We start from the raw sequence: 16919 nt of genomic DNA on the forward strand, positions 1-16919 counted from the left end.
TCGTCCATGATCGGGTTACGGAGTAAATTTGTGATTATGCTGCCGTTGTTATTGGCGGGGGTCGGTCTATCATTGTTCTGGACTTCCAGTCAGGCCGGCGAAGAAGTCAAAATTGACGGTGTGATCCACGTTCAAAACGGGGACAAGCCTGAAAATGGTATCGAGACGATTCAGTTGAAGGAACTATGGCGGGCCGGCGGCGAGGACGATGAGGTTTTCTTCGGCACGATAGGACAGGTCTTGTCCGATCCCGATGGAAATATTTATCTGTTGGATAGCCAGCTATCCGAAGTTCATGTCTATTCCCCGGAGGGAGAGTTCCTCAAAACGGTAGGCGGGGAAGGCGACGGCCCGGGAGAGGTGAGAAATCCGAGCGATATCTTCTTCCTGCCCGGCGGGAAAATGGGAATAGCTCAGCAGTTTCCCGGCAAGGTCATTATGATCGACCTTGATGGCAATCCGGCAGGATCATTTTTGATTGGTGCGGGGGATCCCGGTGAGGGGAACTTCTCGGTTCTGATACGGGGGCGATCCACGGGGGACGAGGTGGTGCTGGCCGGGATCCATATGACCTTCCAGGGCCAGGGTGTGAACAATCAAACCTATTTCCTGTCCCGCATTGATTCGGAGGGAAAAGAGCTCCAGCGTTATCTCAGCAAAGAATATGCTGTCAATTTTGCGGACTTCCGGCTGGATGAAATGGGAATGCACTTCGCGTGGGGACTCTACGATATCAGCTCCGATGGGAAATTGTTCGTAGCCCCGCACCGGAATACCTATGAAATCCAACAGCTCAATGCTGATGGAAAACTCGAGCGGATCATCGAGCGGAAATATACAAGTTTAAAGCGTAATGATAAACAGACCCACGCGGCGGAGCTGATCTTGGAGGGAGTCGCCCAGAACTATCGAGTTCCCGTTCTAGGGATCAGTGTCGAGGATACCGAGCCGGATATATCTTCTCTTCAGCTTACTTCAAATGGTGAGCTGTGGATTCGTACGAGCCGGGGTGACAACGATCTGCCGGAAGGTGTTCTGACAGTCTATGACGTCTTTGATCCCAAAGGAAATTATGCGAAACAGATCCAATTGAGCGCACCGGGCGATGCATCGCAAGACGGCGTGTTTCTTTTGGACGGCGGAAAGGTCGTTGTTGTGACGGGTATTCTCGGAGCCTTTCTTTCCCAGCAGGGCGTGTCCGGCGGGGATGAGCTGACGGAAGAGGAGGCGCATCCGTTGCAGGTGATTTGCTATACAATGTAATTTGTACTAGTGATGTATACTTGAAATTTGTGCCTGCAATTTGTCTTTGAAAGGGTTCGTTGATTAGAGAGGTCTTGAATGTTCAATATAATTCAGTATTTGTACCCAACCTCCCGGATGTTGAAACCCCGGGTTGTCGTTGTACTCTGTCTGTTTTTGGGGCTGTGTCTGATGACCCCCTCTTTTATGGGATGTGGGGGCGATAAGACGTCTGAAACCAACGGAACAGATAGCACGCAGGCTTCAAGCGAGGCGGAGGCCGACACGACCGGTGACAGCGAATCGCTGCAAAAAAAGGAAAAGGAAATCACCGTCGATGCGGGGGAGGTCCGGCGGGCTGAAATGGTCATACCGATCTATGCCGACGGTGTGATACGAACCCCCCGTTTTGTTGAGATTCGGACCAAAGTCGGCGGCGAATTGATCAAAATGCTCGTTCAAGATGGAGATCGCGTCAGAGCAGGCCAGCTCATCGGCAAGATTGATCAGCGCGAGTACTCAATCAATCTAGATGAAAGCCGCTACAGCCGGTTTAAGGCCCTATCCTCAATTGCGGCGGAATCGGATACTTTTACAGTCAACAAACAGGCCCTCCAGGAATTCATTCGAGCAAGGGAAGAACTCGATAATCAATTCAACAACAAACAAATTTCCCAGGAGGAGTACCGCGTCCGCCGTTTTGAGCTTGAGGTCGAGGCTCTTCAAAAGGGTGCTTTCCGGCAGGAAGTCTTTGAACAGAGGACAGGTTTGGCCGAGGCGCGGCTTGCGGAGGAACGGGCAACGTTGAATCTTGAAAACACAGAGATACGCGCCCCCTTCGACGGCGTGGTGCAAGGTCTATCCGTCGTTCTCGGTGAAATCGTAAGTGCCGGGACGCCCATATGTACAATTTATAACAATGATCGCTTGGAGGCTGTCGCGAATGTTCTCGAGGCCGATCTGGGCAATCTTGTCGAGGGGCGGCCGGCATTGCTTGTTATTCCAGCGACGGGAGACACTCTGCAGACTCGAATCGCCGTCATCAGCCCCAATCTCGATGAGGCGAGCCGCACCTGCGAAGTGATTATACGATTTGATAACATCGGGGGCCGGCTCCGGCCCGGGATGTTTGTCAGGGCGCAAATCGCCGGCTGGATTCATCCCGACAAATTAATGGTCCCAAAGGAAGCCATACTGCTTCGGGACAATCGCCCCCTGGTCTTCAAGGTCATGGAGGATCGGGCTCAATGGCTCTATGTCGATACCGGTCTGGAAAACGACAGCTGGGTCGAAATCCTCAAAGTCCATAGTGGTGGTTCACTCGCACCCGGCGACCGCGTTGTCGTCAGTGATCATTTGACCCTCGCGCATGAGGCCAGAATCAAAATCCGCAAGACAAGACCGCCCAAAGACCGGTGGGATTTTGCGATCGGCATGACGGAGCAACCCTCAAAATGATTAAAGCAGCGGTAAATCGTCCGGTAGCCATTCTGATGCTATTTATCGGCTTGGTCCTTATCGGTTTCCTTTCCCTCCGACGACTTCCGGTTGATCTCCTCCCATCAATCAATTATCCCAATCTCACGGTCATCACGAATTATGAGGATACCCCCGCTGATGATTTGACGCGGTTGGTGACCCAGCCCCTCGAAGAGGTCATCACGGGTCTGGCCGGCGTGCGACGGGTCATTTCAAAAACGAGGGAAGGGGTTTCCACCATCACCGTGCAATACGAGTGGGGCACGGAGATGGATTTCGCCAACCTGCACCTGCGTGAAGCAATTGACCGCGTATCGTACAACGAAGATTTTCCGGATGACGCCGACCGCCCCTTGATCCTTCGATGGGATCCCAGCGCCAGACCGATCGCCATTCTCGTGCTTTCAGGAGATGGCGCCCTCGCCCGCATGACGGATTTCGCCCGCGATGTTGTTAAACCGGCTATCGAGCAGATACAGGGCATCAGCCAGGCCGAAGTGATCGGCGGGGCGGAGCGGGAAATTCTTGTCCGGCCCAATTTCGAAAAGCTGAGATTGTACGGTATCACGATGGAGGACATCCGGAGGGCCCTTCAGATTTCCAATGTGAGTTTTCCCGGCGGCCGGATACGCCGGGGACCCTTGCATCTCCCGCTGCGAATTCTGGGTGAATTTGAAAATTTGGAGGAGATCGGCGAAACGGAAATCCCGACGGCCGGCCCGGGCGTGACGATAGGTGATGTGGCTGAGGTGGTGGACACAACAAAAGAACCTGAGGGGATGACCTTGATCTCGACCCATGAGGTTGTATCCCTTCATCTCTACAAAGAAGTCGGCGCCAATACGATAAAGTCAACGGAGGAAGTGGATAAGATCCTTGGAATTGTAAAGGACGAGTATCCCGACTTTGAATATCAATTTGTCTATCGCGATGCGGACTTTGTGAAAGAATCATTCCGAGGGCTCCGGGATTCACTGCTCTATGGAGCGCTGCTGGCCTTCTTTGTGTTGTTTTTCTTTCTTATGGATGTTCGCAGCCCGATTGTTGTCGGATTGGCGATTCCTGTCTCGGTGTTCGCGACCTTCGCCTTTCTCTACTTTGCGAAGGTGAATCTGAATCTTATGTCATTGGGTGGATTGTCGTTGGCGGCTGGTATGCTTGTGGACAACTCAATTGTCGTACTGGAAAATATAAACCGGCATATCAAGGACCGGAAACCGGGTGTAAGCCTCACAGAGATCGCCATCAGGGGTACGCAAGAAGTCGCATCCCCCGTCATTGCCGCAACCCTGACAACGGTGGCCGTCTTTTTCCCCGTCATCTATGTTCCGGGAATCGCCGGGGAGTTCTTCAGGGATCAGGCGCTGACGGTCACCATCTCACTCCTTATTTCCATATTCGCCGCCTTGCTGCTGCAACCCATGCTGTCCGCCCGGATTTTATCCGACCAAATCGCACAGCCTCGGGGATTTTTTAAGGCGTCGGATGTGATGTTCCGAAGACTCATGAATATTTACCACACGGCTCTGGTCTGGGTTTTGTCTCATAAACGGGGTTTTCTTGTCGTATTGATTCTCTGTATGATTGTTTCCGGCTGGATCGGCGTTCAGATGCGCAAGACATTTTTGCCCGAGCGGAATCGCGGCGATTTTACAATAGCCCTTGAGCTTTCCGCTGGATCACCTTTGGAGCAGACTGAAGTCATTGCTGAGGAGATAGCCGGATTCCTCTCCAATATGAAAGAAGTTGATACGGTCTACTCACAGGTCGGGGTTACGGAACGGACATTGGCGGCGCTCAAGGAGTATACCGCCGCCAATACAGCCAGGATTCGTGTTTTGCTGCATCCGCGCCGGGACAGCCGCCAAGAGATGGAGAGCGTCAAGGAACGATTAAAGGAATATCTCGAAGGTTTGGGCGGCGTACTCTATGTCTTCCGCGATGAGGGTATCGGATTGCGCGAGATACTCGCCAGCGGGGAAACAGCGTTCACATTGGGGATTGTCGCCGATGATCCATCCGATGCATTGAATATGGCTGAGGGTCTTCTTCCCCGTCTCCGCCGGGTCGAGGGATTGACCGATGTGGAGATGGATCGGGTCCTGGGTAATCCTACCGTGGAGGTCTCGATCGATCGGGAGAAAGTTCTGCGGTTTGGATTGGAGCCGGATGTGCTGGCCCGTGAACTTCGAGCGCGAATTCAGGGTGTTGTCGCGACGACCTACAACGAGGTTGAGCAGAGAATTGATATCGCGGTGCGTTTGCCTTTGGATCAACGTCGCGATCTTGATGAGGTCTTGGCCTCGCCGGTGAGCGTAGCCGAAGGGAAGACGGTGCCGATCGGTTCTTTCATATTGTTGTCGGAAGATCGTCCGGTGCGGGAGGTTGTCCGTCACAACCAACGCCGGCAAATTACAATCAGCGGTGATGTCAGCGGCCGCCGGCTTTCGCAGATTTGGGAAGATGTGCATCTCATCATTAACAGCCTGAGTGTGCCGTCCGGCGTCAGTTTTATTTCGGGGGGTGAGCAGGAGGAAATCAACCGATCCTTCCGCGATCTGGGCTGGGCTTTGCTGTTGTCGGGTCTCTTGGTCTACATGATTTTGGCGGCGCAATTCGAATCGCTTCTTGACCCCCTGATTATTTCCGCGGTTCTTCCGATCGGCGTCATGGGGGCCGTTCTGACGCTCTTTCTCAGCGGGCATTCAATAAATGTCATTTCGCTTATCGGGTTGATCGCCCTGCTGGGTATCTCCGTCAACGACGCCATTGTCAAAGTCGCGACGATACGCAGGCTGCGTGAGGACGGGATGCCGGGCCGCGAGGCGATTCTTGAGGCAAGCCGGCTCAGGTTCCGGCCGATTCTCATGACGACCCTGACGACTGTCCTGGCGATGGTGCCCATGGCGATCGGTATCGGGACAGGAGAGCAGATACAGAGGCCTTTGGCCATAACCATCATCGGCGGTTTGAGTCTGGCGACCATCCTAACGCTTTTCCTGACACCCGTAGCGTACGAGGGATTGCATCAGCGGATAGACCGCGCCTATGACAAATCAACGGCCGGTTCGAAGGGTAAAGAAAAATAGGAGCCGGGGGCTGGAGGTGACGCATGATACGGTTTTTTATCAACCATCCCGTCGCTACCTGGATGCTCTTCGCGGCGCTGATGATATGCGGCGCCTACGCATTGCCGCGCTTGAACATCGAAGCGATGCCGGAGACGGAATTGCCTTCATTGACCATACACACTCGATGGAACGGCGCCTCCCCCAGCGCCGTCCAGCGATCCATTACGATTCCGATAGAAGAAGCGGCCCGCAAGGTGCATGGTATCGAGGAACTCACCTCAAGGTCATCTCCCGGCCGCAGCCAGGTTACGGTATCTTTTAGACGTGATACAAATTTGGAATTCGCCCGGCTTGAAATTTCAGAACAACTCGGTGCTGTGCGCCGCAACCTACCATCGACAGCAGGGCAGCCGGTCATTGAACCCTACGTTCCAGAAGAGTTTCGAACCGAGGATTTCTTCACTTTCAGTCTGATATCAACGCTCACAACGAATCAGTTGAGGGAGGAAGCCGAGGCTTGGCTTGTTCCCCGCCTCTTGTCGATTCAGGGCGTGGCCGATGCAGAGATGCAGGGCGGTTCCCGGCCGCTTGTAAAGGTGCTTCTCGATTTGGAGCTGATGGAACGCTATAATCTGACGGCAGATGGAGTGTACAGCCGGATCGAGGCGCTCGATGATATTCTTCCGGCCGGAGCGATAAGGCGCTCGGGGCTGGAGCTCAGTGTCAGTGTTAAAGATTCAATCACACTGGCGCGACTCAGCCGGACCACCTTGCGCACCATCCGCGGCCAGCCGATCACCCTGACCCACATAGCTGAGATAACGCCGAGTTTCGAGGATCCGGCTTATTTTGTGCGCATCAACGGCAAGAATGTTATACAGGCGGTTGTCGCAAAGCGGAGTGGACAAAACGCCGTGAGTGTGAGCCGGCGTCTAAGAAGTGCGTTGCCCGATATCGAAAAGGAGCTGCCCTTTCCCGTGACCTTCGAGATCGATGAGGATCAAGGAAAGGCACTGGAGGGCAAGCTTCATGAGCTGGTCTATCGGTCATTGATTATTTTGGGGCTGCTCTTTGTCCTGCTGGCGATAGCCCTTCGCCGAGTTCGTTTGACGGCAATCGTCATCTTCTCGATTCTTCTCGCTATTGTGATTTGCCTCTCGCTCTTCTACTTCTTCGGCATCTCTGTCAATTTCATCACCATCAGCGGATTGACGGTCTGTTTCGGCATGCTTCTGGACAACAGCATTTTGGTGCTGGACGCCATTCACCGGCGTCTCGCCGGACTGACCAACGGCAAGAATGCACGGGAGGCTCTGGTCAGCGGAACACGCGAGGTCGCGTTTCCAATACTCGCCACGACATTGACAACGGTCGTAGCGTTTCTTTCTTTTATTTTCCTATCCGGCCGGCTTTCCCTTTACTATGTACCCCTTGCCGTGAGCATCGGCATCGCGATGCTGGCGTCGATCTTTGTAGCCTTCTGCTGGATTCCTGTGGCTCTGAGGAATGAAGCTCAAAAAGAGATCGGCAAGGCGGGCGGCCCTTCTCCGGAGTCCGAGAGCGGCGGCGGACGTCTATTGTTGCGTTGGTGTGTCGGTGTGCTCGGTCTGTCGGTCATCGGCTGTGTGATTTTCGCGATCCTGAAAGATGTCGGAACGTTGATTGATCATTGGGCCTGGTGTGCCGGAATCCTCGGTGTTTTATTCATTGTCGGCGCCTTCGTCAGCTACGTGGAAAAAATCACCGCTTTTCACCTGCGGTTCTGGTGGTATCCCATTGTTTTGATGCTCGGTCTTTTTGCCGGGGGTTACTATATCTTTAGAAACGAAATCCATCAGGGCGGTTTCTGGCGGCAGGGCGAGGAAGAACAACTGGGTGCCTATATCGAGCGTCCGGTCGGCACGGATGTTCTTCTTTCTTCCGAAACCATGAAGTTGTTCGAGGCCGAGTTGCTTCCCGTGCCTGAAGGGGTGCACATGAAATCGTGGAGTTGGGAGAACCGCGGCTATCTGGAAGTTAAATTCGAGCCGGAACTCCTTCGGTCTGAATACCCCGAGCTGTTCCGTAACAGGCTGATCCTGCTCGCCGAGGAGCTGGGCGGCATGTTCATATGGATTGACGGGTTTGGAGATCCATATCTGAAAGGTGGTCGAGGGGGGGGGCTTGGCAATTCCCGGATCAAGATCACCGGGTATAACAGCAAGGTCCTGGATCAGATTTGTGACGGAGCCATGACGCGCTTGAATCAAAACCGCCGTGTGCGCAACATCCGGATTGCCAGCGGCGACCGGTTTGACCGGGCCGCCGCGGATGAATCGGTGATTTTCATTCACCGGGACCGCCTCGTCGCCTATCACCTCAGCGTTGGAGAAGTCCTGGGCTATCTGCGCCGGCTCCTCGGAATCGAGACTCCGTGGCACATGATCGTCGGCGGAAAAGATCAGCGGCTGATGCTGTCCTTCTCCGATGCCGAAAATATCCAATATGAGCAGGTTATCGGCAAAACGATGACGACACCGAACGGGGAAAAAGTCCGGCTGGCGGATCTCATTACCCTCGAAATGCGGCCCGTCATCGGATCGATCAACCGCGAAGATCAAAAATACTCGCGCATGCTCAATTGGGAATACATTGGAACAGATAGGATGCGGCAGCATTACATTAACGATATTCTCGATGGCATCGAGCTTCCTTATGGTTATACATCGGAAGATGTCTCCGGTGTCAGGATGACCGAGGAGGAAGAAGAGCAGATGCGGACGGTTCTAATATTGACGCTTGTCTTTATTTTTATGACGCTCGCGGCTCTCTTTGAAAGTGTTACACTGCCGATGCTTGTCATTATTTCGATACCGATGGCCCTCACGGGCGTGGTCGGGCTTTTCTGGATCACCGATTCTACATTTGACTCATCCGCAAAGATTGGTCTTGTCTTGCTTTTCGGCATCGTGGTCAACAATGCTATCCTGCTGATCAATCGATTCAGACTTCAGCTCCGCGAGTTGGTGGAAGAGAAAGGGTATGGTCCGGATCTGGTTCCCGCGAAAAACAGGCTTGGAGCCGTCGATCTATGGCGGCTGCCGGCCGTTGAGCGAAAAGAGCTGCTGCGCCGGGCCATCTGTGACGGCACGCGGATTCAACTGCGGTCAATCCTCCTAACAAGCGGCACCACCATTGCGGGTTTGCTGCCATTATTGATAAAGATCACTGATACGTCGGAAGGCAAAGATATTTGGGAAAATCTTGCGCTCTCCTCCATCGGTGGATTAACCAGCAGCACCGTCCTGATCATCAGTGCGATCCCCGCCATTTACTGGGTTATGTCCCGGTTTGGATGGGTCGTTATCCGGCTTTGGCACAGAGTCCGCAAAAAGGCACTTCCAGAGGCGCCATCGGCGGAACCTGAACCGGATTCGGTGACCGGGTAAAAAGCGGGTTCCCCTATTTGTGCGGCTCCACACGGCCGCCAAGGTGTTTGCCGAGGAATTCCTCCATAGCCCGGTAGAATTCGAATCGATTCTCCTCGTTCATGAAGCCGTGGCCTTCATTGTCTTTTAGCATATATGGCACATCGATGCCTTTGGCTTTGAGGGCTTCAACAATCTGATCGGCCTCGGCCTTCTTTGCTCTCGGATCATTGACCCCCTGCGCGACAAAGAGAGGGGCTTTGATCTCATCGGCGTGGAAAAGGGGTGAGGCCCCTTCCAATAACTCCTTGTCTTTTTCGGGATCCCCGATCATCTCATAGAACATTTGGCGTCCCAGTTCCCAATAAGGTGGGATGGAACTGAGTGTTGTGAAGAGATTGGACAAGCCGGCCATGCTGACACCGCAGGCATAAAGATCGGGTGTAAAGGCCAGACCGGCGAGCGCGGCATATCCACCGTAGGATGTGCCATAAATACCGATCCGGGTGGGATCCGCGATCCCTTGATCTATTAGATATTGGACACCGTCGGTGATATCGTCCTGCATTGTCAGGCCCCACTGTTTGAAACTCGCGGTCCAGAATGCTTTTCCATATCCCGTGGATCCGCGGAAATTCATTTGAAGTACGGCATATCCGCGGTTAACTAAAAATTGCAGTTCCGGATTGAATCCCCACCGATCACGGGCATGCGGTCCGCCGTGCGGATATACAACCACCGGCAGGTTTTTGGGTTCTTTCCAGCTCGGAATTGTCAGATAGCCGTGAATCGTCAGGCCGTCGCGGGACTTATACGAGATAGGTTCCATCGAACCCATCTCCTTCTCATTAAGCCACGGACTTATATCGACAAGCTTTTGAAAGTCACCTGAGGAGCGGTTATAAAAGTAGTAGGCGCCGATTGATTTGTCGCTGTAGGTCCGGACCAGAACCTTTGTCTCGTCTTTGCTCGCGCTTACAACATTGACTTCGTATCCGGGCAGCTTGGCTTCCAGCGTCTCTTGCAGTTCACGCCGATCATCATCAAGAAAATGGAAATGGCGTTTTTCGGTAGTATATGTGGCGGCGGTGATGACCTTGCGCGCCTTGGAGTGCATCAGGTAGTCGACATCAACATCCGGGTTCTCATAGATGAGATCCAAAGGCTTTGCATTGGCAATGTCGTAGCTGAAGATGGCTGACTTGTCCCTGTCGATATTGGAGCGCACATAGAGATTCTTGTTGTCAAAGGTAAAAAAGAGGGGGGCGATCGTATCCTTGAAATTCGTTGTGACGGCTACATGGAATGGATCGGATTCTGTCTCCCGGTAAAGGATGCTCTCATTCACGCCGTCGGAGGTCGTTGCAACTCGAACCTTTCCTTCATGATCGGTGAGCCATAAGGAGATATTGCCGGGGTTTTCGGCGGCGAGGGCCATATCGCCCGTATTGATGTTTATCCGGTATACATCAAAGACCCTGGGATTCCGGCGATTCATGGAGATGAGCATCTCATCATCGATATCTTCCAGTTCGTCGACAATGCTCACCCTGACATTTTCAAAGGGTGTCAAGTCTTTTGGATTTGAGCCGTCGATATCCACCGCATAGGCGCGGAAATTTTCATCTCCCCCGGTATCCTGTATGAAGATGATCCGGGAATTATTGGCCCAAGCATATCCCATGATGTCGCGGGCCGTGGCTTCGGTGATGCGTGTTATCTCTTCAGATCCGATCTTCTGGATATGTACATTCATCCGGTTTTCCCAGGGCATGAGAAAGGCGAGATGCGCCCCATCGGGTGAAAGTTGGAAACGCGCCTTTTGAGGATTCCTGAAGAAATCCTCCATAGGAATCAGCCGGACTTCTTTGTCGATCGTTTGGGTCGCGCATCCCATGATCCCCAGGAAAAGGATACTAAGTAGTCCGCAGAATATTATTCTTCGCAACATTGAATGGCCTCCTCATCGATTTGGAACAGTGGAACTCTATGAGAGCCTACCACGATTGCCGCGGGGCGCCAATTAATTGTGTGTCATGCAGACCCCACTCGTTTAATAGGTTATCGGCTATCGAGATGGATCCAGCCCTTGCCGGGCGGCCTGAACATTTCTTGACGAAGTCCGAGCGGCGGTGTTTATTCACTTCAGATCCATTGTTTTCTATTCCCGGGGGGGGCTATGTCTGAAAAGAGTTCCGCACCATTTGGCGGCTCCGCGCCGCTGCACCCCGACCAATGGGATGAGTCCTATTGGAAGGAGAATGTCTTCAAGGGTCGCCGGATGAATGAATTCACGCCCCGGGCCGTTATTGTGGGGTGTCTCATCGGCATTTTGCTTGTGGCGGTGAATATCTATATGGGGCTCAAGACCGGCTTTGGCGAGGGCGGTTCGATCATCGCGGCCATCATGGGGCTGATGATCTTCCGCGCCTTCAAGGCCAGATATACCCTGTTGGAAAACAACATCACACAGACAGCGGGTTCGGCGGCCGGGTCCATCGGCAATATTGTTAATGTCGTGCCGGCTTTTGTCATCATGGCCGCCGCCGGGACGATACCCGCCCCAATGACCTGGTGGCAGATCATGCTCTTCGTTTTTTCCACCTCATTGCTGGGGGTTTTCTTTGCGATTCCCCTGCGGAAGCAAGTTGTCGTTGTGGAGAAGCTCCGTTTCCCATCAGGGACCGCCTGCGCGGAGATCATGAAAAATCTGCATGACAAGGGCGATCAGGCAAAGCAACACGGCGGCGTGCTGGGGTGCTTCATTTTGGTGTCGGCACTGGTCAAGTGGCTTCAGGAGGGGGTGCCCCGTGTGCTCAGCGGGATATCCCTGCAGACCGGCGCCTGGATGGGGATCGCATCCGAGCGGCTGCTGCTCGGCATCGCCTGGGATCCGCTGCTGCTGGGCGCCGGCTTTCTCGTGGGGCCGCGAATCGGGATCTCCATGTTGCTGGGAGCGGTTGTCGCCTGGCCGGTGCTCGGCCCCATCCTTGTGAATGGCGGTGTGATCGCATTGGCCGAGGATGCTTCAGCCTATCGGACGATCATGGCCTGGACGATGTGGCCCGGGGTCATGATCATGATATCCGCCGGTCTGACGGCCCTGGTGATGAAGTGGCGCGTGGTTGCAGGCACTTTCCGCTCCATGATGGCGATCGGCGGCGGGGGGGGTGAATCCCAAATTGAAATGGGTTTCAGACCATGGCTGACCTGGCTGGGGTCGTCCACTTTAATCTGCCTGCTTGTCATGCAGTTCGTCTTCGGCATCCCCTGGTGGATGACCATCCTTTCGGTGATCCTCTCCTTTATCATGGCCGCTATCGCGGTGCGCTGTATCGGCCAGACAGAGGTGAACCCTGTTTCGGCCTTCGCCAGCATGAATCAATTGATAGTCGGGGCGATTATGCCGGCCAACATTACAGCCAACCTTACCATGGCCGGAGTCGCCGGCGCCGGCGCCTCCGAAGCCGGAGATATGATGCAGGATCTGAAAACCGGGTGGCTTGTGGGCGCCACACCGAAGAAACAGGTCTTTGCACAGATTATCGGAGTCTTGGTCGGCTCGGCCGTTGCCGTTCCCATGCTGCTGCTCATCTTCAGCACCTATGAATTGGGAACAGAGGCGATGCCCGCTCCGGCCGCTTTCCGATTCGCCGCCCTGGCGGAGCTCTTTGCCAACGGTTTTGGTGCGCTGCCGGGTTACGCGGTGATGGCCATGATCATCGGAGCGGTTTTGGGCATTGGGCTGGGCGTTCTCGAAAGCTCTCCCAAAACCCGCCGATGGGTGCCGTCGCCCGTCGGAATCGGTGTCGCGATGATTATTCCCTTCAGTTACTCCTTCGCCATTTTTCTGGGAGCGACAATCTATTTTATTCTGAAACTGGCAATGCCCGAGAAGATGGAGGAGTACCAGTTTGTCATAGGGGCATCGGGTATCGCCGGGTCGAGTCTCATGGGGATGATCATAGCCTTTCTTATTTGGCTGGGGATGCCGGGTTAAAGAAAAGAGTGATTCAAAATGACTCATCAAGAGTTTTCGCTAACAAGAACGGGCCGGCCGGCATGGGGCTTCATCTGTCTGATTTTGCTGTTGGTCGGGACGCTTTACGGGAGGTGTGTTGGGCGGGAGGACCTGCCGATAGATCTTTCGGCCCTTGAACAAATCCCAGAGGTTAGGGTTTCTTCCATCCATAATCTCTTTTCCCGCGAGCAACTCGCCATGGCCGTTCAGGGTGGGGAGACCGGACTCATTATCGATTTTTCGCATGTGCGGCTTCTGCTCGATGAGACCTCCATCGATCCGGCCAAGATCTATGGTTATGTCCACGCAGGACCTTATCCCTTTGAGGGGGGGGAAACAAAATTTAGTTATAAGCGTTTTCGTATATCGACATCGCTGATTGACGGCCGCTGTCTGTTGCCTGTCGGGCAGTTTTTGCTGACGTACAACAGTGAAGATTGGATCACTCGGGGTCAAATCGTTATCCGCTTTCAGCTCTTTCTCCAAACCGAGGAAAAAGATCGTTTCCTCGGTCTGTATGACATCTTTGCCGCATTCCACCAAACCGCTGAGGGTTTCGCGGTCGAGCCGTGGCTTTTGGAGGGGCCGTGCGTCAACCTGATCGAAAGCGGGCATCCCGATGAAATTCTTGTGTCCTTTGTGACAAACAGTCCGGTCGAGGCCGCCGTCCTTCTGAGTGACGGGAGAAGGTTTACCAGCAACCGCGCAAGTGATCATAATGTTAAGCTAACTCGATTGAAGCCGGATACAAAGTACCAATATCAGGTTAGGATCGGTGATCAATGGACCAAATTCTATTCTTTTAAAACAGCTGCTCCACGGGGCGCTTATCCGGTTGTGTTTGCGCTCTGCGGCGATAGCCGGTCGGGTCACGGCGGCGGGTCCAGAAATTTCATGGGAGTGAACTACATGACGCTGGAGAAGCTGGCGTCACTAGCCTATCAAAAAAATGCAGCCTTCTTTCTCATGGATGGCGACCTTATCACCGGATACACGACGAGTCCCGACGATTTCCGGATGCAGCTCTATGGCTTCAAGCAGGCCATGAGTGGATTTTGGTGTGAGCGCCCCGTCTATACGGCAATGGGAAACCATGAGGCGCTTTTAAAAACCTATGAGTCGGGTGGGCCCTATCCCCACTCAATCGACCGCTGGCCTTATGACAAATACAGCGCTGAAGCAGTCTTTGCCGAGAGTTTCCACAATCCGAAAAATGGTCCCGATCCGTCGGATCCCAGGCGCCCAACGTACAAGGAGAGCGTTTACTCATTTCAATATGGGGCGGCATTCTTTGTCGTCTTTAACAATAACTATTGGTATGGCGACGAACCGGAACTCTATGGTGGGTCGCCGGAAGGCTATTTATTTGACGACCAGATGAAGTGGATTGAGCGCGAACTTGAGCAGGCCGAAATCGATCCATCGATTCAATACGTCTTTTTGATGGCGCAAGAGCCGGTATTTCCCTGCGGGGGACATGTCAATGACGCCATGTGGTACGATGGGTCGAATAATATTCGAGCTTATGTGTACAGCCACGGCCGGCTCGAACCTGAGAAAGATGGATTGCTGGAGGTTCGCAACCGTTTCGCCCGGCTCGTCGCGCAGCATCGCAAGGTGGCCGCGGTCTTCTGTTCTGATGAACACTCATATTATCGGGTTATCATTGATAATGTAGTGCCGGTCGGAGATCCCTTGCAGGATGACCGGAATGAGGATGGCGTTATTGCCTGGGAGAGTGATGAGCCGGCATCCCCCTTGAAGGATTTGGGCCATCCGGTCTGGTATCTGACGTGTGGGGGGGGCGGCGCACCGTATTATTCAGAGCAGCCGACTCCTTGGAATCAATATTGGAAGTCGCGAGAGGATGGTAAATCGGGATATTACTATTCCTCGCAGGAAAATATCTTCATCGTCGCCGCCTATCAAAACCAGGTTTCGCTGGAGGTCTATAATCCGTACGGCGAGTTGATTGATTCGATTCCCAATCTTATGACCATAAAGAACCGCTGATCAATCGGTCAGCTGCGATTTCGGAACATCGGCGCTGCGCGGTTTCAGTTTGAATTGACCGGGGCGTTCGCTCAATACACGACGCAGCCATTCCTTGGGATATCCCATCTCTTCAGCCCGGCCCTCTTCGTTTTTTACATACCCGTCATTGTACTTTGTCATGAGATTTTCGCCTAATTGGCGCCAGCGGGTGACAACCGCTTCGGCATGCGTCAGTGAATAGTCAGTCAGATACGCCGTCAGAAGAGCGGGATCGGTCTTCTCGAGCTCGACCGCCGCCTTTTCAACGGCCGGCTGGCGGGAGAGAAAGCCGTTCTCCAATTCCCGTTGCACGGTCTGGATATCCTGAATCATGTAGGAAAATTTCAAACAGGCGAAATTCGAAACAAAGTTAAAGACCCACCACGGCGCATCCCAAGAAAACGACTTGTAATCACCGATTGTGAATGAGTGCGGCACCTGGTCGATTCCGCAATAGAGCGGCATATAGCAGGTCATGTAGGTGTCATCCAATCCATACCAGTAGATACCGCCGATCGGGTCGGGCAACCATGAACGGGATTGTGAGATGAACGAAAAGCCGGTCTGTTGTGTCGAAATGGAACGTTCCCACGCATACTCCTGTTCATCCACACTCCAGGAAAGAGGACGCCAGCGTTTCGGGCACGCATAGGGACCGGCGTCGATTCCCTTCGTCATGTCGTACGGAGTGCCCTCGTAATGGTCGCGCATCAGCTCGATGACATCTCTGAGGGAGATTTTTTTATCCGGATGAATCCAGAGGGGATAGGGTTCGGCGCCCTCGACGCCCCTGTGGTAATCGGCCGAAAAAGACTGGGAGGGCGCGGCGCGACGGAATAGGGACCAAACCCGGGCGCTGCAGTATCGTTTGTTTTCCGGCGTGGCGGGATCATAAGCGTCGCAGAAACTGAACGGCCGGCCTGACTGAGGATCGTAATAACCCATCTCAACGGCAAACGATATAACATTCTTCGAATAGTGGCAGTTTTCAGGATCATCAATGGGAAACTCACTGATCCGGGCCTTGTTGGCATGGGCTGAAATCGTCCCATCCGGGAGCCGGAGGGCGACCCAATGCGCACCCCTTCCGCCCTCCCCGGGCCCGATGATTTCAAGGATCCATGCTTCTTGCTTGTCGGCGATTGAGATCGATTCTCCCGTCGATCGGTAGCCGAATTCGGCGACAAGATCAGCGATCACATCAATGGCCTCTCTTGCCGTCCTGGCGCGCTGGAGAGCCAGAGACATCAAGTCCCAGTAGTTGAACAAGCCTTGGGGATTTTGGAGTTCCATGCGGCCGTCAAAGGTCGTTTCGCCGATGGCGAGTTGATGCTCATTCATCAGATCGACCACGGCATAAGTATGGGGAACCTGCGGAATTGCACCCCGGAGTGCTCCTTCCCAATCGCTGATTTCCAAAGAATCCCCTTCCTCGTAATCGGCGGCGGGTGTGTAACCGAGATGAGGAAGGAAGCGCCCATCGCATGTATAGGTGATCATCACCGACCCGTCTTCAGAGGCGCCCTTTGTTACGAGCAGGCTCGAACAGGCCATGAGTGGCGAAGCCAGAGCGGCAAGAACGAAAAAGACCGGAAAAACGATGAGAAGATCTTGGCGTTTCATGAATCCACCTCGCACCGGCTCCCGCCGGGAATGGGACTGATT

The 16919-nt window shown here is 53.7% G+C and carries 8 protein-coding genes; 6 read left to right on the forward strand and 2 right to left on the reverse strand.

The window, feature by feature from the left end; genetic code table 11:
• Positions 1-6 precede the first annotated feature (6 nt).
• The 4 genes from KJ970_11435 to KJ970_11450 all read left to right on the forward strand — a co-directional run bounded on the left by KJ970_11435 (position 7) and on the right by KJ970_11450 (position 9220).
• Complete coding sequence (locus KJ970_11435; protein MBU2691529.1) at positions 7-1263, forward strand: hypothetical protein; 1257 nt, start codon at positions 7-9, stop codon at positions 1261-1263.
• Between the two features lie 117 nt (positions 1264-1380).
• A complete protein-coding gene (locus tag KJ970_11440; GenBank protein ID MBU2691530.1) occupies positions 1381-2700 on the forward strand; it encodes an efflux RND transporter periplasmic adaptor subunit in 1320 nt (439 codons plus the stop codon).
• Positions 2697-5810, forward strand: a complete 3114-nt coding sequence (locus KJ970_11445) for an efflux RND transporter permease subunit (GenBank protein ID MBU2691531.1) — start codon at positions 2697-2699, stop codon at positions 5808-5810. The genes KJ970_11440 and KJ970_11445 overlap by 4 nt, the downstream gene beginning before the upstream one ends.
• Before the next feature lie 23 nt (positions 5811-5833).
• Entirely contained in the window at positions 5834-9220 is a 3387-nt protein-coding gene (locus KJ970_11450) for an efflux RND transporter permease subunit (GenBank protein ID MBU2691532.1), read from the forward strand.
• 13 nt (positions 9221-9233) lie between these two features.
• Here KJ970_11450 and KJ970_11455 read toward each other — a convergent pair whose 3' ends face one another.
• Complete coding sequence (locus KJ970_11455; protein ID MBU2691533.1) at positions 9234-11150, reverse strand: S9 family peptidase; 1917 nt, start codon at positions 11148-11150, stop codon at positions 9234-9236.
• 228 nt (positions 11151-11378) lie between these two features.
• Between KJ970_11455 and KJ970_11460 the strand changes: the two genes are divergently transcribed.
• Complete coding sequence (locus KJ970_11460) at positions 11379-13199, forward strand: OPT/YSL family transporter (protein ID MBU2691534.1); 1821 nt, start codon at positions 11379-11381, stop codon at positions 13197-13199.
• 18 nt (positions 13200-13217) lie between these two features.
• Positions 13218-15233 carry a metallophosphoesterase family protein gene (locus tag KJ970_11465; GenBank protein MBU2691535.1) on the forward strand — a complete coding sequence of 672 codons (2016 nt, stop codon included), beginning with the start codon at positions 13218-13220 and terminating at the stop codon, positions 15231-15233.
• Here KJ970_11465 and KJ970_11470 read toward each other — a convergent pair whose 3' ends face one another.
• Entirely contained in the window at positions 15234-16877 is a 1644-nt protein-coding gene (locus KJ970_11470; protein ID MBU2691536.1) for a C69 family dipeptidase, read from the reverse strand.
• Positions 16878-16919: the final 42 nt, after the last annotated feature.

The organism is Candidatus Eisenbacteria bacterium, from assembly GCA_018831195.1.
GTDB lineage: Bacteria > Eisenbacteria > RBG-16-71-46 > CAIMUX01 > JAHJDP01 > JAHJDP01.

What these genes read in the sequence shown, in the direction of transcription:
- KJ970_11460 (MBU2691534.1), top strand. Translation starts at nt 11,379, where the DNA reads ATGTCTGAAAAGAGTTCCGCACCATTTGGCGGCTCCGCGCCGCTGCAC.
- KJ970_11450 (MBU2691532.1), top strand. Translation starts at nt 5,834, where the DNA reads ATGATACGGTTTTTTATCAACCATCCCGTCGCTACCTGGATGCTCTTC.
- KJ970_11455 (MBU2691533.1), bottom strand. Translation starts at nt 11,150, where the DNA reads ATGTTGCGAAGAATAATATTCTGCGGACTACTTAGTATCCTTTTCCTG.
- KJ970_11470 (MBU2691536.1), bottom strand. Translation starts at nt 16,877, where the DNA reads ATGAAACGCCAAGATCTTCTCATCGTTTTTCCGGTCTTTTTCGTTCTT.
- KJ970_11445 (MBU2691531.1), top strand. Translation starts at nt 2,697, where the DNA reads ATGATTAAAGCAGCGGTAAATCGTCCGGTAGCCATTCTGATGCTATTT.
- KJ970_11435 (MBU2691529.1), top strand. Translation starts at nt 7, where the DNA reads ATGATCGGGTTACGGAGTAAATTTGTGATTATGCTGCCGTTGTTATTG.
- KJ970_11440 (MBU2691530.1), top strand. Translation starts at nt 1,381, where the DNA reads ATGTTGAAACCCCGGGTTGTCGTTGTACTCTGTCTGTTTTTGGGGCTG.
- KJ970_11465 (MBU2691535.1), top strand. Translation starts at nt 13,218, where the DNA reads ATGACTCATCAAGAGTTTTCGCTAACAAGAACGGGCCGGCCGGCATGG.